At 42.5% G+C, this 23,383-nt stretch carries 22 protein-coding genes; 16 read left to right on the top strand and 6 right to left on the bottom strand.

The genetic code is table 11. The features are described 5' to 3' along the window. Nucleotides 1-195: 195 nt before the first annotated feature. Together B6N13_RS23695 and B6N13_RS19305 are read left to right on the top strand one after the other, a co-directional pair. Complete coding sequence (locus B6N13_RS23695; RefSeq protein WP_169460313.1) at nt 196-1,527, top strand: magnesium transporter; 1,332 nt, start codon at nt 196-198, stop codon at nt 1,525-1,527. A gap of 68 nt (nt 1,528-1,595) precedes the next feature. Then, nucleotides 1,596-2,765 (top strand): mechanosensitive ion channel family protein, encoded by a 1,170-nt coding sequence (locus B6N13_RS19305; RefSeq protein ID WP_169460312.1) that lies wholly within the window; start codon nt 1,596-1,598, stop codon nt 2,763-2,765. A gap of 92 nt (nt 2,766-2,857) precedes the next feature. Here the strand turns inward: B6N13_RS19305 and B6N13_RS19300 are convergent, their stop codons facing one another. Then, a complete protein-coding gene (locus B6N13_RS19300; protein ID WP_012068775.1) occupies nt 2,858-3,541 on the bottom strand; it encodes a phosphoglycolate phosphatase in 684 nt (227 codons plus the stop codon). Then, nucleotides 3,541-4,212 (bottom strand): ribulose-phosphate 3-epimerase, encoded by a 672-nt coding sequence (rpe, locus tag B6N13_RS19295; RefSeq protein WP_012068774.1) that lies wholly within the window; start codon nt 4,210-4,212, stop codon nt 3,541-3,543. Before rpe ends, B6N13_RS19300 begins: the two co-directional genes overlap by 1 nt. Before the next feature lie 89 nt (nt 4,213-4,301). Here rpe and B6N13_RS19290 point away from each other — a divergent pair, with 89 nt between their 5' ends. Further along, nucleotides 4,302-5,300 (top strand): DUF3530 family protein, encoded by a 999-nt coding sequence (locus B6N13_RS19290; protein WP_169460311.1) that lies wholly within the window; start codon nt 4,302-4,304, stop codon nt 5,298-5,300. A 16-nt stretch (nt 5,301-5,316) separates the two neighbouring features. Here the strand turns inward: B6N13_RS19290 and djlA are convergent, their stop codons facing one another. Further along, on the bottom strand, nt 5,317-6,120 hold the full coding sequence (gene djlA / locus B6N13_RS19285) for a co-chaperone DjlA (protein WP_012068772.1): 804 nt from the start codon (nt 6,118-6,120) through the stop codon (nt 5,317-5,319). A 127-nt stretch (nt 6,121-6,247) separates the two neighbouring features. On the opposite strand from djlA, the gene lptD reads away from it, so the two are divergent. Genes lptD through B6N13_RS19245 form a run of 8 tightly spaced genes read left to right on the top strand, consistent with a single transcriptional unit; the run spans nt 6,248 to nt 14,213 of the window. Further along, entirely contained in the window at nt 6,248-8,503 is a 2,256-nt protein-coding gene (gene lptD / locus B6N13_RS19280; RefSeq protein WP_048813923.1) for an LPS assembly protein LptD, read from the top strand. 2 nt (nt 8,504-8,505) lie between these two features. Further along, on the top strand, nt 8,506-9,756 hold the full coding sequence (locus tag B6N13_RS19275; protein WP_012068770.1) for a peptidylprolyl isomerase: 1,251 nt from the start codon (nt 8,506-8,508) through the stop codon (nt 9,754-9,756). 9 nt (nt 9,757-9,765) lie between these two features. Further along, on the top strand, nt 9,766-10,785 hold the full coding sequence (gene pdxA / locus B6N13_RS19270; RefSeq protein ID WP_169460310.1) for a 4-hydroxythreonine-4-phosphate dehydrogenase PdxA: 1,020 nt from the start codon (nt 9,766-9,768) through the stop codon (nt 10,783-10,785). Beyond that, on the top strand, nt 10,782-11,582 hold the full coding sequence (gene rsmA, locus B6N13_RS19265; RefSeq protein WP_012068768.1) for a 16S rRNA (adenine(1518)-N(6)/adenine(1519)-N(6))-dimethyltransferase RsmA: 801 nt from the start codon (nt 10,782-10,784) through the stop codon (nt 11,580-11,582). Before pdxA ends, rsmA begins: the two co-directional genes overlap by 4 nt. Further along, nucleotides 11,583-11,957, top strand: a complete 375-nt coding sequence (gene apaG / locus B6N13_RS19260; protein ID WP_012068767.1) for a Co2+/Mg2+ efflux protein ApaG — start codon at nt 11,583-11,585, stop codon at nt 11,955-11,957. It begins immediately after the preceding gene. A 7-nt stretch (nt 11,958-11,964) separates the two neighbouring features. Further along, the gene (locus tag B6N13_RS19255) at nt 11,965-12,792 is read left to right on the top strand and encodes a symmetrical bis(5'-nucleosyl)-tetraphosphatase (RefSeq protein ID WP_169460309.1); all 828 of its coding nucleotides are present in this window, start codon (nt 11,965-11,967) and stop codon (nt 12,790-12,792) included. Beyond that, a complete protein-coding gene (glpE, locus tag B6N13_RS19250; RefSeq protein WP_012068765.1) occupies nt 12,789-13,109 on the top strand; it encodes a thiosulfate sulfurtransferase GlpE in 321 nt (106 codons plus the stop codon). Before B6N13_RS19255 ends, glpE begins: the two co-directional genes overlap by 4 nt. Before the next feature lie 6 nt (nt 13,110-13,115). Beyond that, nucleotides 13,116-14,213, top strand: coding sequence for a tRNA nucleotidyltransferase (locus B6N13_RS19245; protein WP_169460308.1), 1,098 nt, complete (start codon nt 13,116-13,118; stop codon nt 14,211-14,213). A gap of 70 nt (nt 14,214-14,283) precedes the next feature. Here the strand turns inward: B6N13_RS19245 and folB are convergent, their stop codons facing one another. Beyond that, nucleotides 14,284-14,649, bottom strand: a complete 366-nt coding sequence (gene folB / locus B6N13_RS19240) for a dihydroneopterin aldolase (RefSeq protein ID WP_012068763.1) — start codon at nt 14,647-14,649, stop codon at nt 14,284-14,286. A gap of 1 nt (nt 14,650) precedes the next feature. Next, nucleotides 14,651-15,688, bottom strand: a complete 1,038-nt coding sequence (gene tsaD, locus B6N13_RS19235; protein WP_012068762.1) for a tRNA (adenosine(37)-N6)-threonylcarbamoyltransferase complex transferase subunit TsaD — start codon at nt 15,686-15,688, stop codon at nt 14,651-14,653. Between the two features lie 419 nt (nt 15,689-16,107). Between tsaD and rpsU the strand changes: the two genes are divergently transcribed. The 5 genes from rpsU (at nt 16,108) to B6N13_RS19210 (ending at nt 22,669) form a co-directional block, all read left to right on the top strand. After that, nucleotides 16,108-16,323 (top strand): 30S ribosomal protein S21, encoded by a 216-nt coding sequence (gene rpsU, locus B6N13_RS19230; protein WP_009835737.1) that lies wholly within the window; start codon nt 16,108-16,110, stop codon nt 16,321-16,323. Between the two features lie 186 nt (nt 16,324-16,509). Continuing rightward, nucleotides 16,510-16,956 carry a GatB/YqeY domain-containing protein gene (locus B6N13_RS19225; RefSeq protein WP_169460307.1) on the top strand — a complete coding sequence of 149 codons (447 nt, stop codon included), beginning with the start codon at nt 16,510-16,512 and terminating at the stop codon, nt 16,954-16,956. Nucleotides 16,957-16,960: 4 nt separating this feature from the next. Further along, nucleotides 16,961-18,961: a DNA primase gene (gene dnaG, locus B6N13_RS19220; protein ID WP_012068760.1), complete on the top strand. Its 2,001-nt coding sequence runs from the start codon at nt 16,961-16,963 to the stop codon at nt 18,959-18,961. Between the two features lie 115 nt (nt 18,962-19,076). Next, nucleotides 19,077-20,915, top strand: coding sequence for an RNA polymerase sigma factor RpoD (rpoD, locus tag B6N13_RS19215; RefSeq protein WP_012068759.1), 1,839 nt, complete (start codon nt 19,077-19,079; stop codon nt 20,913-20,915). A gap of 347 nt (nt 20,916-21,262) precedes the next feature. After that, nucleotides 21,263-22,669 (top strand): PhoH family protein, encoded by a 1,407-nt coding sequence (locus B6N13_RS19210; RefSeq protein ID WP_012068758.1) that lies wholly within the window; start codon nt 21,263-21,265, stop codon nt 22,667-22,669. A 68-nt stretch (nt 22,670-22,737) separates the two neighbouring features. Here B6N13_RS19210 and B6N13_RS19205 read toward each other — a convergent pair whose 3' ends face one another. Further along, nucleotides 22,738-23,364 carry a bifunctional 4-hydroxy-2-oxoglutarate aldolase/2-dehydro-3-deoxy-phosphogluconate aldolase gene (locus B6N13_RS19205; protein WP_169460306.1) on the bottom strand — a complete coding sequence of 209 codons (627 nt, stop codon included), beginning with the start codon at nt 23,362-23,364 and terminating at the stop codon, nt 22,738-22,740. Nucleotides 23,365-23,383 lie beyond the last annotated feature (19 nt).

The raw sequence follows: 23,383 nt of genomic DNA, 5'->3' as shown, positions 1-23,383 counted from the left end.
GCTCAAATAGCATACATAAATCACCAATTTCCCCATTAAATGGAGCCATAATTTACCATTTTTATTTCAGTATTTTGGAAGGTTTTGAATAATATCGTGTAAAAACAAAGCCTTGTTTGATATACAAGCGGTTATACCGCACACTAGAAAGCATGTTATCTTTACCGTCATTATTCAGCGTTTAAAGGATGCCCTGTGCATAGCCAAGTTGCCACACTCATCGAAACACTCATACATGACGAGCACTCTCCAGAGTCCATTAACAAGGCCATTTCAGAGTTAACACCAGATGATGTGGCATTAGCGCTTGAATCGATTCCGCTTGCTCAACGTCGACAAGCTTGGGCCAATATCAAACAGGCCAACCGACTTGATATCTTGGTTGAAATGCGTGGAGAGTCTCGACAGCTGCTATTAAGAGAGCTAGATGACTCAGAAATAGAAACCTTATTCACTGATGTCGACGCCGAAGACCTACTCGAAATAACAGACTCATTACCAGACCGCCTTGTCGACATTGCTTTAAAGCAAATGGACAACAAACAGCGTGAATACTATCAACAAGGTATTGTTTACGATGATGACGTCGTCGGCCGCTGGATCGATCACGAATTATTAATCGCTTCCCAATCCATACGTGCATCTGAAGCTCTTAGGCTGCTAAAGAAGAACACACCAGATTATACAGATATGGTGTATTTGGTGAACAGAACTGGCCGTTGGGTTGGTTGCGTGAAGTTTGATCGTCTATTCAAAGCCCAAGGCCACGAGCCAATTTCAAGTTTAATAGATGAAGATTGCTCCTTTATCCACGCCGATACAGAACTAACAAAAGCCGCGGAACAGCTAGAGCGCTCTTACCTATCTGCATTACCTGTGGTGGATGACAATCAAGTTTTACTCGGTCGTTTCCACGCGGGACTCGCTATGGAAACGTGGCGCCTAGAACACGAAGCTCAACAAATGTCCACAGCCGGTCTAAATGAAGAATCCGATTTATTTGCACCAGTAAAACGCAGTGCAGCAACTCGTGGCATTTGGCTTGGCATAAATTTACTGACAGCATTTTTAGCCTCAGCCTTTATTGGGCTATTTGAAGCGACACTTCAGCAAGTCGTTGCATTAGCGGTATTAATGCCCGTCGTTGCCTCTATGGGTGGTATCGCAGGCAGTCAAACATTAACGCTAATTGTCCGAGGCTTGGCTCTAGGGCAAATAACCCGAAGCAACTTGAAGTCTTTATTATCAAAAGAATTAAAAGTAGGTGGATTAAACGGCATATTATGGGCCATTGTCATTGGTGTAGTGACTTTATGGTGGTTCGAAAGCCCAATGCTTGGCATGGTGATCGGTTTAGCCATTATCGTCAACATCGTAATGGCAGCCCTGTCTGGGGTTCTAATACCAGTATTACTAGATAAATTACGTATTGATCCAGCACTCTCTGGATCAGTCATTTTAACCACTGTGACAGATATAGCTGGCTTTGTTGCCTTCTTAGGATTAGGCACCTTATTACTTATTTAACGTAACACAATTAGCATAACCACTAATCAGAGCCATTCAGAAACAAGACAAAGGTATAGAGAAGCATAATGAACTGGGAAACAATGCAAGTATATTTAGGCTTGGGTGACACTAAAATGCACTGGGTTGTCCGAGTATTTTTAGTCGTACTTGGCACTCTAATTGTTAATTTTATTGCCACCCGTATTTTAATACGTATAGACAAACAACTTGAAAGAACTAAAACCCCTTGGGATAACGTGCTGATTCATGCTGCCCAAAAGCCAATTGGAGTATTTATTTGGTTAGCAGGTTTAAGCATTGCTGCCGAAATTTCTGGCACTGAAGTCGACCCTAATTTTTTATCACTTGTACATGCAATACGTGAAGTCGGCGTTATCGCCATTCTGACTTGGTTTGTATTACGATGCATATCTGAAAGTGAAAGAACACTAACAAGCTCAAGTAAGATCTCAACTAATGTAGATTACACAACGGCCAGCGCAATCAGTAAATTATTACGTGCATCCGTTATCATCACCTCCGTTTTAGTTATCTTGCAAACATTAGGTTATAGCATTTCCGGCGTATTAGCATTTGGTGGTATAGGCGGTATTGCTGTAGGCTTCGCAGCTAAAGATTTACTCGCCAACTTCTTTGGTGGTTTGATGGTATATTTAGATCGACCATTTGCTATTGGCGATTGGATCCGCTCACCAGACCAAAACATTGAAGGAACGGTTGAACATATTGGATGGCGCCAAACCCGCATTCGTACTTTTGAAAAACGACCTTTGTATGTCCCTAACTCGACCTTTTCATTGATATCAGTTGAAAACCCGTCACGCATGACTCATCGACGCATTAATGAAACCATTGGTGTACGCTATAGTGACTTCAGCTTGCTACCTACCATTCTGGCAGATATAAAAGACATGGTTGCCAACCATGAAGACCTCGATACAAACGAGACCTATATGGTGAACTTTAATCAGTTCGGTCCGTCATCTCTAGACTTCTTTATTTATGCATACACAAAAACCGTAGACTGGCGAACTTACCATAACGTCAAGCAAGATGTGCTATTCAAAGCAATGCAAATCATTGAATCCCATGATGCAGAAGTAGCCTTCCCAACTCATACGGTTCACATGGCTGATGATAGCCAAATGACACTATTGTCGGAACAGGCAAACTCATCGGTGCAACCTGCAAAAGAACAGGCTCAGAAAGAACTATCGCAGGAGAGCAAGAGCTAAAGCAGTACACTTAAATTTAAAATTTTAAGAACTAAAAAGGTCAAACTAGAAACGGTCTGGCCTTTTTAGTTTCGATCACGCCATAAATAAAATCAGACAAGCAACTCAGCTAAATCATCTATTATGGCATCAGCGCCCAGCTCCTTAAGATCAACACCTTGGTTGTAACCATAAGTCACCAAAGCACATTTGAAGCCAGCATTACTTGCAGCCTTAAAGTCAGTAATGGAATCCCCAATCATCAGGCAATTTTCAGGTAAGGCCTCAATAGACTCACTACAATGCAACAAAGGCATAGCCGATGGTTTTTTCTCTTCTAAGGTGTCTCCTCCCAACAACCAACCAAACTGCTCCGTCAGTTCAAAATGATCTAGCATGGGCTTAACAAACACACTCGGCTTATTAGTAATCAACGCAACAGGAACACCGTTATGTTTAAAAGCTTTTAACAAGGCTTTTACATTTGGATAAAGCGTCGTGCCGTCGGTCAAATGCGCATGATAGTGTGTCAGAAAAATACGATACGCTTCTTCCTGTTTAGCAGAATCAATATCTGCCCACTCAAGTGCCTGTTCGATCAATTTAGCCGAACCAAAACCTACCCAACTACGAACACGCTCTTCACCGGCAAGCGGGGCCCCAAGCTCAGCTAAGAAAGCATCTACCGCAGCGGCGATATCAGGCACACTATCAACCAATGTCCCATCAAGATCCAAACAAACTAACTCAGGCCAACCGCCATCAAACCACTTTGAAAAATAGCTAGGAGTCTTCATTAACGTACGCTCGCCAACTCTTTACGCATTGCATCAATCACGGATTTGTAGTCATCCTTACCAAAAATAGCAGAACCAGCAACAAAGGTATCAGCGCCAGCACGAGCAATTTCAGCAATATTCTTTTCACTAACACCGCCATCTACTTCAAGACGAATGTTATAACCGCTAGCATCAATCAACGCACGAGCTTCGCGTAATTTATCCAAAGTACCGGGAATAAAAGATTGCCCACCAAACCCTGGGTTGACTGACATCAACAAAACCATATCAATTTTATCCATCACATATTTTAAATGCTCAAGAGAAGTTGCTGGATTAAATACCAGGCCAGCTTTACAACCACCGTCTCGAATCATTTGCAAAGAACGATCAATGTGCTCACTTGCTTCCGGATGGAAAGTAATTATTGAAGCGCCAGCTTCAATAAAGTCTCCAATCATGCGATCAACTGGCTTCACCATCAGATGGACATCAATATTCGCTGTCACGCCATGGTTGCGTAATGCTTTACAGACCATAGGACCAATCGTTAAATTAGGAACATAATGATTGTCCATCACATCAAAGTGTATGATGTCGGCTCCGGCCTCCAAGACATTGTCGACCTCTTCACCTAATCGAGCAAAATCGGCAGAAAGGATCGAAGGGGCAATGATAAAATCATTCATATCTGACTCCAGCAGTGACACAATAAAGGTCTCATAATGAAAATTTAGACCGTATTTTAACAAGGCCTTTAAAAGAAGTATTGAAAACAATGAAGAAATTTACTGCACTGCGCCATGCTATCATTGCACTTCTTTCCTTGAGCACAAATACCGCTCTTTTCGCGGAAGAATCACAAGCAGCCCCCGGCAGTACAACTACTCCACAACAAACAACACCAGCGCAAACAACACCAACACAAAACGCTAAAGAATACATTATCCCCAAGCCGCAGGCTTCTCGAATTGATGCACTGAAAGCTTCGCTAACAATAAGACGTTTAGATCACCAAATTCAAACCTTAGAAGCGAACGGAGAGCCTTTCCTTGCCCTTTATAGACTATCACTCACCAGCTCGACTCAAGGCTGTATAATAATGCTGCATTCGGACAACGAACACCCAGATTGGCCAGATGCCATCGCACCATTACGCGATGCTATGCCCGAGTACAGCTGGTGTACTTTATCCCTTGAAGTCCCTGACATTATTAAACGTGCCGAGCCTGTTAAAATAACCGCAGCGACAGCAGAAAACACATCATCACCTAAAGAACTTCCTAACCAAACTCTGGTTTTCGCTCGCATACAGGCAACTATGGATTACGCCAAAACACAAGGAATCGAACAATTCACTTTTCTTGGCTACGGTACTGGTGCCAGCTACGCCTTAGGTTTTCTAGCCGCCAACAAAAACGCAGGCAAAGCACTAACGCTTATCGATATAGAATCCCCTCCGAATCTATCAGACTATGAAGTGGCACAACAAATTCGTCAAATCGAGCAACCTATCTTAGATTACTATGTCGATAAGACTGGGAACGACCAATTTGCAGTATGGCGCAAACAAGCCGCTAACCAAAGAACAGATAAAGTTGGCGATTTCATCCAAGTAAACGCCTTACCTGATAGAGTCACAGGAAAGAACAGCAAGCAATTATTAATACAGAGAGTTCGTGGCTTTTTAAAGCAAAACACCAATCAAATAAACCAACTAAAATCATTACCTAGCGTAAAAAAAGGGCTTTTCTATGAAAGCCCTATAATCAATTAGATATTAAATTAAGCTCTTATTTACGAGCATTTTTAACCATTTCATAAGCAGACTGAATTTCTTGCGTGCGTTCTTTTGCTAATTCAATCATTTCATCCGGTAGCCCCTGTGAGCTTAATTTATCAGGGTGGTTCTTGCTCATCAGACGACGATAGGCCTTTTTAATTTCAGCATCACTCATTTCTGGTGTCACCCCCAGTACATCATAGGCCGCCTTCAACAGATCTTTTGAGTTAGCACTGTTAGAGGAATAATTAGAAGAAGACTGGTAGCCCTGCCTAAAGTGCGCTTGCTGCTTAACCTGAATATGCAAAGCCTCAAATTCAGCAACAGACACCCCTAGATACGCACAAACCTGAGACACAAATGACTTTTCTTCGACACTAAAATGCCCATCTGCATAAGCAGACACCAATAACACTTCCAATAAAGTGCGTGTCAAATCTCCAGGGCCAACGATCTGCTTAAAAGCATTAAGGACCGCAGCAAGGTCAAAGTTTTCAGACTTACCCTCGTTAAACAACTGCTTCGCTTGCTCTTGAGCAGCAGGCGATAAACGCAAACGCTGCATCACAGATTGCGCCAATTGAATCTCAGCTTCAGATACCTGGCCATCTGATTTGGCCAAACGACCCATTAAAAGAAATAATGTGCGAAAAAAAGTTTCTTGTTGAAGGCGCATATCGGCACGCCCACGAATACCGCTGAAAGCGCCGCCAGTCTGCGCCCTATCTACGACTCCGCCAACAATGAAGCCCAATAAAGCGCCTAAAAAACCAGCCAGAATATAGCCTAAAATCGCGCAAACAACTTTCCACATAAAGATATTTCTCCAGAATCGGTAGCCCCTATGGGCCTGCTTAGATTATCATTTGTCTTATTACGTGGAACCGCTTATGGCAGTATCCGATTTAGGACAATAATTATTGGTGGCAAGTATACCCTGCATGGTTAAGCATTTACGCACCTACGCCTTATTTTTTCAAAGTCTTTTCATATTGCCTCTTGCACAAGCGCAAGTTGATCAATGGGACTGGACTCCCAAAGAATCCCTGACGACTGAGCAGCGAGCGCAGCTAAGTCGATATTGTCAGGGCTCATACATTAGCAACTGGAAAGCGACAGATACAAAGGGAACAGATCTCGCTGCTGACCTCATCGTTCGAGACGAAAATGGTGTAATTCACCTTCAAGGAGAGGCGGAGATCATTCAGCCTCAATCTACCTTGTCTGCAGATGACATTGAAGGTATTCCAGACGATTATTATCTCGCTACAGGAAACGTCACATTACGCAGCGAAAATCAGCTAATCCGCAGTTCGACTGGTTACATAGCAAACAGCGGTGATGCACCAACGGTTTTCAAAGATGCGAAATTCCTTAGCCATCAATCAGGTGCTCGCGGCGAAGCCAAATCACTATCACGCAACCAAGATGGCGTGGTTTTTATCGAGGAAGGCTTTTTCACCACCTGTGAACCAAATGAAGAAAGCTGGAAATTATATGGTAGCTCAATAAAACTAGACCCGAAAAATGGATTTGGTACAGCAAAGCATGTACAGATTCGTATCGCAGGTCTAACCGTATTCTATTTTCCTTGGCTACGCTTTCCAATAGACAACTCTCGTCAAACTGGCCTTTTATTCCCTAGTTTTAGCTATTCGGGATCAGATGGAATCAGTTTTTCCGCCCCATTTTACTGGAACATTGCACCAAACTACGATGCAACAATTACACCGCAGTTTATCCAAAAGAAAGGCCAAGGGATTGACTTAGAGTTCCGACATTTAAGCCCTTATGGAGAAACAGTTTATGAACAATCTACTTTTTCCGATAATGATGAAGGCGAGCAGACGCTATTAAAATTAAAATCTACGCAAAAGTTTAATCAATACTTTAGCGCCGGATTTTTATTAGAAGACAACCCAACAAAAGATAAATACCCAGAAGCAAACAGCACGTCAATTGGTGAAAAAGACCACTACGAACGAAGCGCGTACTTTAGTTTTAATAATGGCAATTTTCTTAATAAAGTAACATATCTAACCTATCAAACGCCTGATGATAAAATTAACCAGCCATTTGAGTGGTTACCACGTATAGACAGCTCTTATCGTTTAGCAACATCGTTTTTAGACTATAAAGTCGACGCTCAATATACAGATTTTTATGCACCAGAAGAAAAAGACTTCGATGGCCAACGAATTGTCCTCAATCAAGATGTAAAATTTGACCTTAAAAATAATTGGGGAAGTTTAACGCCGGGGGTTCTAGCTCAATATAGAGATTACGATCTTCACAATTACGCAACAGACTCAGATAGCAGTACATCTATCAGTCATATAACAAGCTATGTAGACTCATCACTACTATTTGAGCGTAATTTTTTGAACAACCAAACGGTATGGCGCCAAACACTTGAACCTCGTTTAAGTTATTTAAACTCACCATTCGAGTCACAAAACCAGATTCCTGATTTTGATGCTAGCGAACCAACGATGACTTACTCTCAGGCCTTTAGCCATACACGTTTTAACGGTAATGATCGCATTGGGGACACGGAACAAGTAACTCTTGGTTTAGAAAGTCGTCTATATGATGAAAATAATAATGAAAAATGGGCCTTCAAAGCTGGCCAGATCTTCTATTTAGAGGACCGTTATGTTGGTATTGACGGAAGAACCGATAAGAACACAGCCATTGATAACTCAAAACGCAGTGACTTACTGACGTCTGCCAACTATAACGGTAACAGATATAGTCTAACGGGTAATTTGAATTACAACCTAGACGATAGCGAGGTAAACTTAGCTCAGCTTGTCGCTTCCTTAGAACCTGTTGACGACATAAAAATAAACCTAAGCTATTTGTACTCGATCAATAACACAGATCCAGATGACGACGCTAAACAAGCCAGCATAGGAACTATTTTTCCGATCAATCAAAATTGGTCCATGTTCACACAATATACCTATGATTTCTTAAGAGAGGATGGCACTAAAGAAATTGCAGGGGTAGGCTATGAAAACTGCTGTATCAAAGTTTCGATGAGCTATCAACATTGGCTCAATGATAACAATGAGTTTGATAGAGGCGTCTTTTTACAATTTATTTTACGTAGTTTAAGCAGTGCTGGCCGCGCTAACAGCAAAGCCAACAATATCGCTGACAGCTATTGGAACCAAGGAAAAGTTGGATATTAATCATGAAGTTGTTTTCTTTTTTCTCTTTAATTATATTTGCATTAGCATCCGTGCAAACACTACACGCCGCACCAACAAAAATTGATGGCATTTCTGCCATCGTTGATTCTAAACCTATTTTAGAAAGTGACATCATGAGTCGCTTTCAAATCGTTAAAGACCGTGTTCCAGGCGGAGTCATGACTGACAATATTCATCGCCAAATCCAAAACCAAATGATTGATGAAGCATTACAAGTCAATTATGCCCGTAAAGTGGGCATGCGAGCGTCTAGCTCAGAAGTGGACAATGCTATTCTTGGTGTGGCGAAGAACATGAACCTAGACCTACAGGGTTTAAAAAATGTTCTTGCCGACAAAGGAATTAATTATGAACGTTATCGCGAGCAAATCGAGCAAGAAATTCTTATTAATAACATAAAGCGAGAAATCGTTAAAAAACGCATCGCTATTTCAGAACAAGAAATTGACGACTACCTCAGCTCAGACACCAGCATCACCAAAGAAAAAGACCAAGTACACCTACGACACATAATCATTAGAGCAAGCAACCCAGAAGAAGCTGCGGCGAAAATTAAAACGATTGCAGGGAAAATACATTCAGAGAACGATTTCGTACAACAGGCGATCGAAAACTCAGACGGCCAATTTGCCATTGAAGGCGGGGACTTGGGCTGGCGCCCATTAAATCAACTACCGCCACTATTTGTACGGGCATTAGAAAGCGAAAAAGGCCCACTTATTGGTCCATTGCAAAGTAATGCCGGTTTCCATTTATTGTGGGTGATCGAGAAACGCTCTCCAGATGTAACCCTACAACAGCAAACTAAAACTCGTCACATCCTAGTTCGTGCCAATGAAATTCGAAATATGGAACAAACTAAAGTACTTGCGGATGAGCTTTATAAAAAATTAGAAAATGGTGCCGACTTCGCACAACTAGCTAAAGAATACAGTGAAGATCAAGGCTCAACTCTACAAGGAGGTGATTTAGGCTGGGTCACACTAGGGGCTATGGTTCCCGAGTTTGAAGAAGTAATGAAGAAAACTAACATTGGCGATATTAGCAAGCCGTTCCGTACACAGTTTGGTTGGCACATTCTTCAAGTTGAAGGCCGCCGCGAAGCGGATATCAGCGATAAAGTAAAACGTAGCAATGCTGAACGCGCTTTAACCGCACAAAAGCAAGACATTGTTCTTGGCAATTGGCTCGACGAATTACGTGCTGACGCCTTCATTGATATTAAAAACTAAGAGAAAAAAATGGCACATAATCAGGTAGAATCATTTCCCATTATTGCCATTACCTCTGGTGAACCTGCAGGTATCGGTCCTGATATTATTTTAAGCGCATTAAGCGAGCAGACATTTCCTGCTCGTTTAATTATCCTAGCTGATCCTGCGCTACTTCAAGATAGAGCACTGACTCTAGGCCTAGCAGTCAATATTCAAACACTAAATAGTGCACAAGATGTCACTGCACATCAACAAGGTTCTATTAGTGTTTTGCCGGTCCAATTGACAAAAAAGGCCACTGCCGGCATTTTAGATATTGCGAATTCTCCTTACGTATTAGAAACCCTAAAACAAGCGGGTGAAGGCTGCATTCAAAAAGAATTTGATGCCATAGTTACACCTCCAGTCCATAAAGGCATTTTATGTGAAACTGGTGTTCATTTCTCCGGACATACTGAGTTTTTTCAAGCTCAATGCCAGTCACCACATGTTGTCATGATGCTTGCGACAGAAGCAATGAAAGTCGCGTTAGTAACCACTCACCTACCACTTAAAGATGTGTCCGCTGCAATCACTGAAAAAAGCATCAGCCTTGTCACTAAAGCTCTGAATAAAGATCTACAGGAAAAATTTGGTATTGCGCAACCTAAAATCTTAGTCTGTGGACTAAATCCACATGCGGGAGAAGATGGCCATCTTGGCAGGGAAGAAATAGACGTTATTATTCCGACCCTAAACAAACTTCGCAAAGAAGGCTTAAATCTAATTGGCCCACTGCCAGCTGATACCCTGTTTACTCCAAAATACTTAAATGATGCCGACTGCGCCTTGGCTATGTATCACGATCAAGGTTTACCTGTGTTAAAATATTCAGGTTTTGGTAATGCCGTGAATATAACATTAGGCTTACCTATTATTCGAACATCCGTAGACCACGGCACCGCCATTGATTTGGCTGGTACAGGCAAAGCAAATAACGGCAGCCTTAAAGTGGCCATTCAACATGCTATTAACATGGCAAATAACGCGAAAAAGTTTTCTAAATGAGCAAATCACAACCCCATAAAGCTAGAAAAAGATTCGGCCAGAACTTCCTTCATGACCACGGTGTTATTCGACGCATCGTCGCTTGCATCGGACCTAAAAAAGGCCAGCGCATCGTTGAGATTGGGCCAGGTAAGGGTGCATTAACAGAAGGTATTATTAGTGTCACCGAGCGTATGGATGTTGTTGAACTTGACCGCGACCTTATCCCTATTTTGAAAGTCAATTTGTTCCGCTTTCCTGAGCTTACCGTTCATGAAGCTGATGCGATGAAATTTGATTTCACCTCGCTAACCACACCTGAGCAAGCGATTCGTGTGGTAGGCAATTTGCCTTATAACATTTCAACTCCACTGATCTTCCATCTCTTAAGCCAAGCTCAGGCAATCGAAGACATGCACTTCATGTTGCAAAAAGAAGTGGTCGATCGCTTAGCTGCTCGACCAGGCGATAGCTTATATGGTCGATTGAGTGTTATGGCACAATATTACTGCGCTGTTGAATCACTCTTTATTGTTGGCCCAGAGTCTTTCGACCCAGCACCGAAAGTTGATTCGGCTATTGTTAGAATGACGCCACACAAAATACTGCCCCACCCTGTCAATAACATCAAAATGTTAGAGGACATGGTCAGAATTGGCTTCCAGCAGCGTCGAAAAACCCTACGTAATAACTACAAAGGGGTTCTAGACAATGATGATTTCAGCGCGCTAAACATTGACCCTACACTACGCCCTGAAAGATTAGACGTAGAAGACTTTGTTCGTATTGCTAACTACGTCATTAAAAAGGAAGGATAAATGCAAAAATATGACGTCGTCGTTTCTGTCCGCACAGAATACCTAGCAAACCAATCAACACCAGCAGAATCTCGTTACGTGTTTGCTTACCATATTTCTATCACCAACTGCGGAACCGAATCAGCCAAACTTCAAACCCGCCATTGGATCATTACTGATGGTAACGAACAAGTTCAAGAAGTCAAAGGCAGCGGCGTCATTGGTGAATACCCACATTTGGGTCCAGGCGAATCATTTCATTACACCAGCGGAACAGTGATGGAAACGGTTGTTGGTAGCATGCAAGGCAGCTACCAGTTTCTGGCCGATGATGGCACTGAATTCACAGCCCCTATCCGCCCGTTCACCTTGTCCGTTCCAAATCAAGTTCACTGAGGCTATAATGGCAACCTATGTTATTGGTGATTTACAAGGCTGTCTGACGCCTCTAGTACAGCTTTTAGAACAAATCAACTACCATCCAGAACAAGATAAACTCTGGTTTACTGGCGATTTAATCAATCGCGGTGAGGAGTCCTTAGAAACACTACGTTTTATCAAATCCTTAGGCAATAATGCAACCGTCGTTCTGGGCAATCATGATCTGCATTTACTCGCCGTCTCTCATGGTTATGGCAAGCTAAAACGTGGCGATACACTTGCAGAAATACTTACCGCTGGCGATCGTGATGACCTAATGGATTGGTTACGCCATCAACCTCTATTTCACTATGATGAGCAACTCAATACAGTCATGACTCATGCGGGTATTCCTCCTTGCTGGGACTTACAAAAAGCACAAACACTTGCTAAAGAAGTAGAAGACAAGCTGAAATCAGACAGTGTTGATGAATTTTTTGCGACCATGTATGGTAATAAGCCAAATACGTGGAGCGATGATCTAACAGGGCTAGACCGTCTTCGAGCGATTACCAACTATTTAACGCGCATGCGATTCTGTGATGAAAACAGTAAACTTGATCTAGAATCCAAAGAAGGCATCAACACAGCCACAAAAGGCTACGCTCCTTGGTTTAACTATCCAACAAAGGTACCCGAAGATTGCCATATCGTTTTCGGTCATTGGGCCGCCCTAGAAGGCAAAACCCAGAAAGAACGCATTCATGCACTAGACACAGGTTGCGTCTGGGGGGGAAGCCTAACTGCTTTGCGCCTCGAGGATCAACAACGCTTCAGCACACCTTGCTCAATTAATCGGAAGAACCCATGACTTACACTTGTATCGATATATCAGACGCTCTCCCAATCATTGAAAATAATGCAGCTATCGTAGATATCCGCGACTTGGTTAGTTTTCAAAACAGCCATATGACGAACGCGATTAGCCTTACCAATGACAATGTTCAAAGTTTTATTGATAGCACAGAAAAAAACCGACCTATCATTGTTTGCTGCTATCACGGCAACAGTAGCAAAGGCGCTGCAGAATACCTTGCCTCACAAGGCTTTAAAGAGGTTTACTCTTTGAATGGCGGCTTTAGCCAATGGAGCGCAATGTTCCCAGAACAATGCGAAACAGGTAACTAGTTAAAAATGACAAACTCTTATCAAGTTTATCTAGTAGGCGGCGCCGTTAGAGATGCTTTACTTGAACTCCCAGTTATCGACCATGACTGGGTCGTCACAGGCGCCACTCCGGAACAACTTGAAAAAAAAGGGTTTCAACAAGTAGGAAAACAATTCCCTGTTTTCCTTCACCCGATAAGCAAGGAAGAATATGCCCTTGCCCGGAAAGAAAAAAAACAAGGTGAAGGCTACACTGGATTTATCTGTGACTTTTCGCCAGAAATCAGTTTAGAAGAAGACCTAGAACGCCGCGATCTAACTATCAACGCAATCGCACAAGATCAAAATGGCGCTTTGATCGATCCATTTAATGGTCAACAAGATCTACTCGACAGAGTATTTCGTCATGTCTCTAATGCCTTTGTAGAAGATCCGCTACGTGTGTTACGAGTTGCTCGCTTTGCCGCTCGCTTTCATCATTTTGGATTTACTATCGCACCTGAAACTATGTCTTTGATGAGAGAGATTAGTTCATCAGGAGAGCTATCTGCATTGAGCGCAGAACGCATTTGGAAAGAGCTAGAAAAAGCACTTAATACACGTCATGCAAACGTCTTCTTTTCAGTATTAAAAGACGCTAACGCGCTAGATAAACTATTTCCAGAATTTATTTGGGAAGACAGCCAAATGCTTACTGATATATTGAACCAAGTTGGGCTAACACCAGCTCAACGCTGGGCCATTCTCTGCAAAAATACTCCGCTTGCAGAACTCACTCAACTTCATCAGCGTATTCGCAGCCCAAATCAGTTCAAAATTCTCGCCGAGCAAACTCGCTCATTCCTAGAGAACCAACATATTCCGATGGACTCCACTACGTGGGAAAACTGGCTAATTTCCGTTAATGCCATAAAAAAACCTCAACCATTTATCTTACTGATTGCGATTCTAAGTCGCTTAACCAATAGCAAAGTTGAGGACTGGCAAAAGCTACGAGATACTATTGCAGTGATCAATGCTGCATCATTAATCAAACAAGGCTTTAGTGGTGCAGAACTAGGCCAAGCACTCAAAAAAGTACGCACTGAAGCTCTCGACAAAACACTTTCTCCACTGATTAGCTAACTTGTAATAGCTATCAAACTATAACATGCAAAACGCTGTCACTTATTTCTTAATAAATGACAGCACTTTCTCAATAAGTTACAGCAGATTTTCTGTGAATTTTCACGCCAACGGCTTGAGCAGTCGGAACAGCGCCAGGCTTACGCAAAGTTAACGTGACAGCGTTCAACTTAAATTTTCCAATCAGCTCTCCCACCAAATGCTCCGCCAAAGTTTCAATTAACTCAAACTGACGCTCGGCGCAAAATGCCAAAATATAATTCGAGATAGCTTCGTAATCTAACGTCTTAGCCAGATCGTCAGTCTCTGCTGGAACACGATTATCATGCTCCATTTCCAAATCAAACACTAAATCTTGCTGAATCTTTTTTTCCCACTCATACACACCAATCACGGCTTGAGTTTTTAGCCCCTCAATAAACACTAAGTCTTTCATATTAAGATTCCTTCAAAGGCGGTAATTCAGACAAGGGCCAACGAGCACGTATGGACAAGCTTAATTCAGAAGATTGGCCATTAACCAAACGCTGAGCTCCTGCATAAGCGATCATTGCTCCGTTATCCGTACAAAACTCTGGTCGTGCATAGAAAACACTGGCTTTAATTTTCTTCAACTGACTTTCAAGCTGTTCACGTAAACGCTGATTAGCACTCACGCCGCCAGCGATAATAAGTTGTTTTAAGCCTTCAGCCTCCAACGCTCGACGACACTTAATCACTAGGGTATCCACCACTGCAGTTTCAAACGCCAATGCCGCATCAGCTTTAAACTGCTCATCACAACGATCATTGTCTAGTGCATCATGGACTGCCGTCAAAAATGCTGTTTTCAAGCCACTAAAACTAAAATCTAAACCTGGGCGATCTGTCATAGGACGCGGGAATTTCAATCCAGACTTAGGATTACCTTGTTTTGCTAATGCGGCAATTTGCGGTCCACCTGGATAAGGTAAGCCAATCATTTTTGCAGCTTTATCAAACGCTTCACCAGCGGCATCATCAAGGGATTGACCTAGAAGACGATATTCACCAATGCCATCTACACGAACCAATTGTGTGTGACCACCAGAAACCAGCAAAGCAATAAAAGGCATTTCTGGTTGAGATTCTTCTAGCATTGGCGCTAAAAGATGACCTTCCATGTGATGTACGCCTAATGCAGGGATTCCCAAAGCATAAGCCAGAGAACGCCCAATTGTTGCACCAGCCATTAAGGCACCAACCAAGCCTGGACCGCTTGTATATGCAATCGCATCCAATTCCGACTTTTTCATGCCCGCTTCTTGCAACACTTCATCAATAAGCGGCAAAGTTTTACGAACATGATCACGAGAAGCCAATTCTGGAACTACACCGCCGTATTCGGCATGCTGCGCAATTTGAGAATAAATTTTGTGAGCCAAAAGACCATTTTCAGTATCGTAAATCGCGATACCCGTCTCATCACAAGAGGTTTCTAATCCCAATACTTTCATCAGAATAATCTCATCAATAATTTGAGCGCATTGTACCCTATCTATCTCCACCGTTGCAGAGGAAAGAGCCACTTACTTAAAAGGCAACTCAAATGAAATTAGACATAACAAGGCAAAAGCATTATAATGCGCGCGTTTTAAATGTTTAAATTAAAAGGCAGGTGATTTTTCTAGTTTGGCACATAGCTTACCAATATAAGTAAATGGCGATCCAAACACCCTCTTAAAGAATGAATACAGTTACAGACGCGACAATAGTCTGTTCAGGGTTGGGCTTTTTTAGCCTAGAAAAATCGATCCGTACTGGATCACACTCTGTTCAACAAAAGCGCGCTTTGAAAGCCCGTTAAATACGGGTATGATTCACGCCGTTTTTGTGAATACTTAAACTTTAAAAAAATATTATTAAAGGTAATTACATGCCAGCAGTAAAAGTAAAAGATAACGAACCATTTGACATCGCTCTACGTCGCTTCAAACGCTCTTGTGAAAAAGCAGGCGTTTTGGCTGAAGTTCGTCGTCGTGAATGCTACGAAAAACCAACTACTCTTCGCAAACGTGCTGCAGCAGCTGCTGTTAAACGCCACGCTAAGAAAGTTTCTCGTGAGCAGAAGAAATTCCAGCGTTTGTACTAGGCCAATCTGCCGTTTGGCAATTTGCTAAAAACAAATGTTTGCCTAGACGTTTCTAACATTTAGGCTTATAAAAAAACGGCTAGTTAACCAACTAGCCGTTTTTTTTGCTTCCAAAGAGACCCCAGTACGACGTTACGGGTAACTGTCTCAATGAATTAAAAGCCCTATGAATTAAAAGAGGATCCCATGTCAGAATTAAAAAAGTTCATTTCAGAAACCCTAAAAACCGCAATGCGCGCTAAAGAAAAACAGCGTGTGACTGTGATTCGTACAATTTTAGCAGAATGCAAAAAAATCGAAGTAGATGAGCGAATTGAACTGGATGACGCTCGCGTATTGGCCGTTCTAGATAAAATGAACAAACAACGCAAAGATTCCAACCAACAATTCATCGATGGTGGCCGTGAAGATCTAGCAGTAATCGAACAAGAAGAAATGGCAATCATCAGTGAGTTTCTGCCAACACCTTTAACCGACGATGAAGTGGGTGAGATTGTAAAAGCAGCAATTGCAGAAACCGGTGCAACCTCCATGCAGCAAATGGGCGCCGTTATGGCCATTGTAAAACCACAGGTACAAGGCCGTGCAGATATGGCACAAATCAGCAAACAAGTTAAAGCACAACTAGGCTAATACCATGGCGGGGCGCATTCCTGATCAGTTTATTGATGAGCTTTTAGCTCGCACCGACCTAACCGATGTGGTTGCGTCTCGTATTAGCTTAAAAAAGACTGGGCAAAATTATAGTGCTCTGTGCCCTTTTCATAACGAAAAAAGCCCTTCCTTTAGCCTAAACCCAAACAAACAGTTTTATTACTGCTTTGGTTGCGGCGCTGGCGGCAATGCCATCTCCTTTGTAATGGAACATGATCATTTAGATTTTGTCGATGCAATTGAAGTGCTTGCCAAAGATGCAGGCATGGAAGTACCCAGAGAACAAGGCGCCCCTGATAGATACGAACAAAATGCTGAGCTTTTAAAGCGCTTATCGGAAAGCTCACAATTCTATCAACAGCAATTAACCCAGCACCCTGATAAGAAAAAAGCCACCGACTATTTGTCTAAAGACCGTGGGTTATCTGGTCAAATAGCTAAAGTATTTGGTTTAGGTTACGCTCCCCCTGGGTGGGACAACCTACTAAAAAAAGTTGGCACTCGCGCCGAAAGCCAAGAGCAACTTCTACTTGGCGGCATGCTAATAGAGAAAAAAGACCAGCCAGGACATTACTACGACCGCTTTCGTGACCGTATTATTTTCCCAATACGCGACTCTCGAGGCCGAGTCATTGCCTTTGGTGGACGAGCCTTTGGGGACGAAAAACCCAAATACCTAAACTCTCCCGAAACCCCTGTCTTCCAAAAAAGCCAAGAACTCTATGGCTTATTCGAAGCTAAACAAAACACCCCAATACTCGACCAAATCATTGTGGTCGAGGGTTATATGGATGTTATTGTTCTCGCTCAACACGGTATTACCAATGCGGTTGCTACGCTAGGAACATCCGTTAACAGTCAGCATATTCGAAAATTATTTAAGTTAGTCAGCAAGGTCATCCTCTGTTTTGATGGTGACAAAGCCGGTCGCGCAGCAGCAATACGCGGCTTAGAAGCCTCTCTTCCCGTCATGCAAGACGAAAAACAAGTACGTTTTTTATTCTTACCAGAAGGCGAAGACCCAGATTCTCTTGTTAGAAAAGAAGGCAAAGAAGCATTCAACCATCGCCTAGAAGACGCCTCATCTTTATCGCATGTCTTGTTTGATCACGCCAGAAATCAGGTAACTCTTGGCGACGAGGAAGGCGAAGCTCAATTTGCTCGCAACGCCATGGAAATGATTAAGCAAATCCCCAAAGAGCTAACCTTCCGCTCGGTTTTGATTCGCCAATTAAGCGATCAATCAGGCATCGATAGCGAAACATTAAGTAATACTGTTTTTAAAACTCGCCGCCAACATACACCGTCAGAAGGCCATGAACCAACACATCAAAGCCACGCACAACAAATCCAACATTATGATGGCGACACACCAGACCTAAGCCATTACGATTACGAACCATCACATGGCGATTATGATGATTTCCATCATAGTGATTACAGTGCTCCGTTGAGCCAACCCAAAACACAAGGCTCGTTCAAAAAGCCTTTTAACAAAAAACCTTTCTCTAAGGGTAAATTTTACAACGACGAGCCTGCTCTGCCACCGGCAGCACCAAGCCTCAGCCGAATAAAACAAGCCTCCCTGTGTCTTTTACTACACCCGCACATAGCAAAAGAAATCGATTTACCCGATCCCCTAGTAAATCAAGCCAATGAGGAGCTACAAATCTTCTGCAAAATATGGAGATATTTCGCAAAACACCCCTATAAAAACACCGGACACTTGCTAGGCGAGTTGACAGATAAAACCACTATTTCATCCATTTACACACTATTAAACCACCAAGATGCTACAACCAAGCAAAAAATAACCAATGCACAGCAAGAAGTGCTCGACATGGTTTTAGCTCTAGAAAAAAATCTTGGGTTAAATAGCAGCATCGCACGGTTGAAAAGTAAGGGGAATGAATCCATAAAGGATAGTAGCAGCAAGCAAGAACTACGGAATTTAATGGATTTAATTAGACAGAAAAAAAATTGAACCCAGTTTAATTTTCATTCAAAAAAGATAGTATTCGGTGGATAAAAGTGATTGATTTTGTTATAATCCGCGGCTTGCTAAACTCCCAAATGAATTTCTAACGATAGGTTGTCGAATGCCAGACACTCAACAGTCACGTCTCAAAGAGCTGATCTCCAAGGGTAAAGAACAAGGTTACCTAACTTACGCTGAAGTTAATGACCACCTCCCTGATGACCTTTCAGACCCGGAGCAAGTAGAAGAAATCATTGCCATGATCAATGACATGGGCATCACGGTTTCTGAAGTTGCACCAGATAAGGATAGTCTCCTCATGGAAGAAGGTGACGCTACAGATGAAGCCGCAGCAGAAGAAGCGGCTGCCGCATTAGCTGCTGTAGAAGGCGATATCACTAGAACAACAGACCCTGTGCGCATGTACATGCGTGAAATGGGAACAGTTGAACTACTGACTCGCGCGGGCGAAATAGCGATTGCTAAACGTATTGAAGAAGGTACGCGCGAAGTTATGGCGGCTATTTCTTACTTCCCAGGTGCGGTAGACGTACTACTTGACGCTTACGCGAAAGTACAGGAAGAAGAAGGTCGTTTAAGCGATATATTTAGCGGTTTCATCGACGGCGATGGCGAAGAACCTGTTTTTGAAGATGTCGCTACCGAAGAGCCAATCATCGATGAAGACACTGTAGACAGTGACGAAGATGATGACGATTCAGATACCGCTGAAGAAGAAACAGATAACGGCCCAGATCCAGAAGAAACTGCACTACGCTTCAACGATATTACGCGTATCTACACTGAGCTAAAAGAATTACTTGAAACACGCAATCGCCAAGACCCAGCAGTACAAAGCAAGCAAGAAGAGTTGAGCATCAGTTTCGCTCCTATCAAACTTGTTCCTAAACTGTTTGATGATTTAGTTGATCGCGTGCGTTCACGTATGGAAAAAGTACGCGAGCAAGAGCGCCTTATCATGCAAGTTTGTGTGCGTAAATCTGGCATGCCAAGAACTGAGTTTTTAAAACGCTTCCCAAGCAATGAGACAAATTCAGATTGGCTTAAAGAGCAAATTGCTTCTGGCGCTGATTACGCGGCTACTCTTGAAGAAAACGAAGCTGAGTTTATGCGTAGCCAACGCAAACTTCGCGCAGTTTCAAAAGAGACTGGCCTGACCATCGCAGAATTAAAAGAAATCAACCGTCGCATTTCTATCGGGGAAACTCGAGCTCGCCGCGCGAAGAAAGAAATGGTTGAAGCTAACTTGCGTTTGGTTATCTCTATTGCGAAAAAATACACAAACCGCGGCCTACAATTCTTGGATCTTATCCAAGAAGGTAACATTGGCCTAATGAAAGCGGTTGATAAGTTTGAATATCGTCGTGGTTATAAGTTTTCTACTTACGCCACGTGGTGGATTCGTCAGGCGATCACACGTTCGATTGCCGATCAGGCCCGTACAATCCGTATTCCAGTACACATGATTGAAACGATTAACAAACTAAATCGTATCTCTCGTCAGATGCTTCAGGAAATGGGACGCGAAGCAACGCCAGAAGAATTGGCCGCTCGCATGGACATGCCTGAAGACAAGATTCGAAAAGTGTTGAAGATAGCAAAAGAACCTATCTCTATGGAAACGCCAATCGGTGATGATGAAGATTCACACCTAGGTGACTTCATTGAAGACGATGGCGCTGAATCCCCTATTGATATAGCAACTATCGAAGGTTTGCGCGAATCAACCACCATGGTTCTTGCAGGTCTAACTGCTCGTGAAGCGAAAGTATTGCGCATGCGTTTTGGTATCGATATGAATACTGACCACACCCTTGAAGAGGTTGGCAAACAATTTGACGTAACGCGTGAACGTATTCGTCAAATCGAAGCAAAAGCACTACGCAAACTACGCCACCCTAGCCGTTCAGAACACCTAAGAAGTTTCTTAGACGACTGAGTCTAGTAAAGTACAAAAAAGCCGCTGCCATAAACAGCGGCTTTTTTATAACCAAAAAATGTAAAAAAAACCAGTTAGAACAAGCAAAAGCAACAAAACTGTCATACACTCGAACTAGAGTATGGATAAAGACAGTGAGGTTCAGCTTGCTACAAAACCATAATCAAATTATTTCAACACTCCCCCCATTCTTGGCTGATAGATCATCCAGCCAACCATTTTGTACAGCACAAGTATTCATACCAAGCAAAAATTCAGCTCTTCACACAAATCCAAGTTCCGTTTATTTTATTCGTTTATTCGCTCTTCAAAAGAAATCTTTATATTCATTGCAGGAGTAACAGGCTATGGAAAAAATCTACGTTCTTGATACCAATGTGTTATTACATGATCCGTTGGCAATTTATGCATTTGCCGAACATAAGGTCGTTATTCCTATGACAGTCCTCGAAGAATTGGACGTCATTAAAGACAGAAGAGATAAGGATGTTAGCCGTGAAGCACGAGTGGCCATTAACACTATTGATAAAATAGTCGGTGATGCATCACCTCGTGAGTTACAAGAGGGTGTACCAATCCGAGTTGTCAGTAATGATGTGGACAAAGACCAGAACAAGCGTAGTGAAGGCTCTTTAGCCATTTACCCTGACCAACAAATCACCCTCACTGATAATATTCCCTTTTTAAATGGTAATCATGATCATGCCAATGACAACCGCATTATCAATGTAGGCTTAAGTTTACAAGCAACCCACCCTCGATCCGCTGTTTGCTTGGTCACCAAAGACATCAATATGCGCATCAAAGCAAAAGGCTCAGGGCTAGAGCGTGTAGAGGACTACAGAAAAGACAAGGTTCTTGATGATCTAGACTTAATGAGCAAAGGCTATATACAATTCAGTGGGAGCTTTTGGTCCACGATCGAAAGTGTAAAAACAGAAGCTCATGGCCGTCATACAGTACACGTCATAGACAGAAACCACTTACCCAATATTTATTTCAATATGTTTGTAATCGATGATGAGGACTTTATTGGATTTGTCGTCAACTTAGATCAAGAGCATGTTTTTTTACTCGATATAAACAAACAACATTTAATGAACCAAAATTTCTGGGGCATATTACCACGCAATCTAGAGCAAGCTATGGCGTTTTACCTATTACGCCATGACAACTCAGACTTAATGGTAATGACAGGCCCAGCAGGCTCAGGCAAGACACTATTAGCCTTAGCTTATGGGTTGCAAGTCACCATGGAAGAAAAACGCTTTAATAAAATCATAGTAGCCAGATCAACCCCTCCAATGGCAGAAGACATTGGTTTCTTACCTGGTACAGAAGAAGAAAAGATGGCACCTTGGTTAGCTGCCTTCGACGACAACTTGGAAATCTTACATGGTGCAGATGAACACTCCTTTAGCAGTATCGATTATGTAAAACAAAAGGCCAACATCCAATTTAAGTCTTTGAACTTCATGCGTGGTCGATCATTCAATAACGCTTTGATTATTATCGATGAAGCTCAGGGCTTAACACAGTTCCAACTAAAATCCATCGTTACTCGAGTCGGTAGCAACTCAAAAATCATCGTACTAGGCAACTTGGCTCAGATAGATAATAAATACATCACTCCACTCACTTCAGGTTTAACCTACCTGGTAGAAAAAACAAAATCTTTTAAATATGCCAGCATAATGCACGTTAATGGCATTGAACGAAGCCGACTCGCAGAGTTTGCCGAAGAGAACTTATAAAACAAAAAAGGGAAGAACAAACGTTCTTCCCTTTCGCTGCTATAAAAATAGCCTTAAATAACCGGGTGTTACTGGGCAACCGATTTCGCTAGCTCAGTAATTTCATCCCATTTCCCAGCACGTACCAAATCGGTTGGCACAATCCAAGAACCACCAACACAAAGCACATTTGGCAGTGCTAAGTACTCACGGAAATTATCCGCACTAATTCCACCTGTTGGGCAGAATTTAATTTGCGGCAATGGACCACCAAACGCTTTCAAAGCCTTCACACCACCATTCACCTCTGCTGGGAAGAATTTAAAGCGGTCATAACCGTATTCCATCCCCAACAAGATATCCGAAATTGTCGCTACTGCTGGCAAGTATGGAACATCGTACTCTTTACCTACTGCTAGCAAATCCGCTGTCATTCCAGGACTAATAATGAATTGTGAGCCCGCTTCGATCGCTTGAACATATTGTTCACGGGAACAAACCGTTCCAGCACCAACGATGGCATCTGGCACCTCCTTACGTAGCGCAGTAATTGCTTCCAAAGCAGCAGGCGTACGTAAAGTAACCTCTAAAACTGGCACACCACCAGCAACCAGTGCTTTACCCAGTGCAACAGCCTGCTCAACATCATCAACAACAATAACGGGCACAACAGGGGTTGCTGTCATAACTTGTTCAGCAGTATAAGACGTGGTCATTATTACTTTCCTTTTTTAA

The sequence above is a fragment of the Marinomonas sp. UCMA 3892 genome (assembly GCF_012726345.1).
GTDB lineage: Bacteria > Pseudomonadota > Gammaproteobacteria > Pseudomonadales > Marinomonadaceae > Marinomonas.
The sequence above is the reverse complement of the archived record's forward strand: the minus strand, read 5'-3'. Positions and strand labels throughout refer to the sequence as shown.

Excerpts from the sequence above, each read along its gene's own strand:
- rpe (WP_012068774.1), bottom strand. The coding sequence starts at position 4,212 with ATGAATGATTTTATCATTGCCCCTTCGATCCTTTCTGCCGATTTTGCT.
- B6N13_RS19305 (WP_169460312.1), top strand. The coding sequence starts at position 1,596 with ATGAACTGGGAAACAATGCAAGTATATTTAGGCTTGGGTGACACTAAA.
- lptD (WP_048813923.1), top strand. The coding sequence starts at position 6,248 with ATGGTTAAGCATTTACGCACCTACGCCTTATTTTTTCAAAGTCTTTTC.
- tsaD (WP_012068762.1), bottom strand. The coding sequence starts at position 15,688 with ATGAAAGTATTGGGATTAGAAACCTCTTGTGATGAGACGGGTATCGCG.
- pdxA (WP_169460310.1), top strand. The coding sequence starts at position 9,766 with ATGGCACATAATCAGGTAGAATCATTTCCCATTATTGCCATTACCTCT.
- glpE (WP_012068765.1), top strand. The coding sequence starts at position 12,789 with ATGACTTACACTTGTATCGATATATCAGACGCTCTCCCAATCATTGAA.
- B6N13_RS19225 (WP_169460307.1), top strand. The coding sequence starts at position 16,510 with ATGTCAGAATTAAAAAAGTTCATTTCAGAAACCCTAAAAACCGCAATG.
- rsmA (WP_012068768.1), top strand. The coding sequence starts at position 10,782 with ATGAGCAAATCACAACCCCATAAAGCTAGAAAAAGATTCGGCCAGAAC.
- apaG (WP_012068767.1), top strand. The coding sequence starts at position 11,583 with ATGCAAAAATATGACGTCGTCGTTTCTGTCCGCACAGAATACCTAGCA.
- B6N13_RS19300 (WP_012068775.1), bottom strand. The coding sequence starts at position 3,541 with ATGAAGACTCCTAGCTATTTTTCAAAGTGGTTTGATGGCGGTTGGCCT.
- B6N13_RS19210 (WP_012068758.1), top strand. The coding sequence starts at position 21,263 with ATGGAAAAAATCTACGTTCTTGATACCAATGTGTTATTACATGATCCG.
- B6N13_RS19205 (WP_169460306.1), bottom strand. The coding sequence starts at position 23,364 with ATGACCACGTCTTATACTGCTGAACAAGTTATGACAGCAACCCCTGTT.
- B6N13_RS19275 (WP_012068770.1), top strand. The coding sequence starts at position 8,506 with ATGAAGTTGTTTTCTTTTTTCTCTTTAATTATATTTGCATTAGCATCC.
- rpoD (WP_012068759.1), top strand. The coding sequence starts at position 19,077 with ATGCCAGACACTCAACAGTCACGTCTCAAAGAGCTGATCTCCAAGGGT.
- rpsU (WP_009835737.1), top strand. The coding sequence starts at position 16,108 with ATGCCAGCAGTAAAAGTAAAAGATAACGAACCATTTGACATCGCTCTA.
- folB (WP_012068763.1), bottom strand. The coding sequence starts at position 14,649 with ATGAAAGACTTAGTGTTTATTGAGGGGCTAAAAACTCAAGCCGTGATT.
- djlA (WP_012068772.1), bottom strand. The coding sequence starts at position 6,120 with ATGTGGAAAGTTGTTTGCGCGATTTTAGGCTATATTCTGGCTGGTTTT.
- B6N13_RS19290 (WP_169460311.1), top strand. The coding sequence starts at position 4,302 with ATGAAGAAATTTACTGCACTGCGCCATGCTATCATTGCACTTCTTTCC.
- B6N13_RS19245 (WP_169460308.1), top strand. The coding sequence starts at position 13,116 with ATGACAAACTCTTATCAAGTTTATCTAGTAGGCGGCGCCGTTAGAGAT.
- dnaG (WP_012068760.1), top strand. The coding sequence starts at position 16,961 with ATGGCGGGGCGCATTCCTGATCAGTTTATTGATGAGCTTTTAGCTCGC.
- B6N13_RS19255 (WP_169460309.1), top strand. The coding sequence starts at position 11,965 with ATGGCAACCTATGTTATTGGTGATTTACAAGGCTGTCTGACGCCTCTA.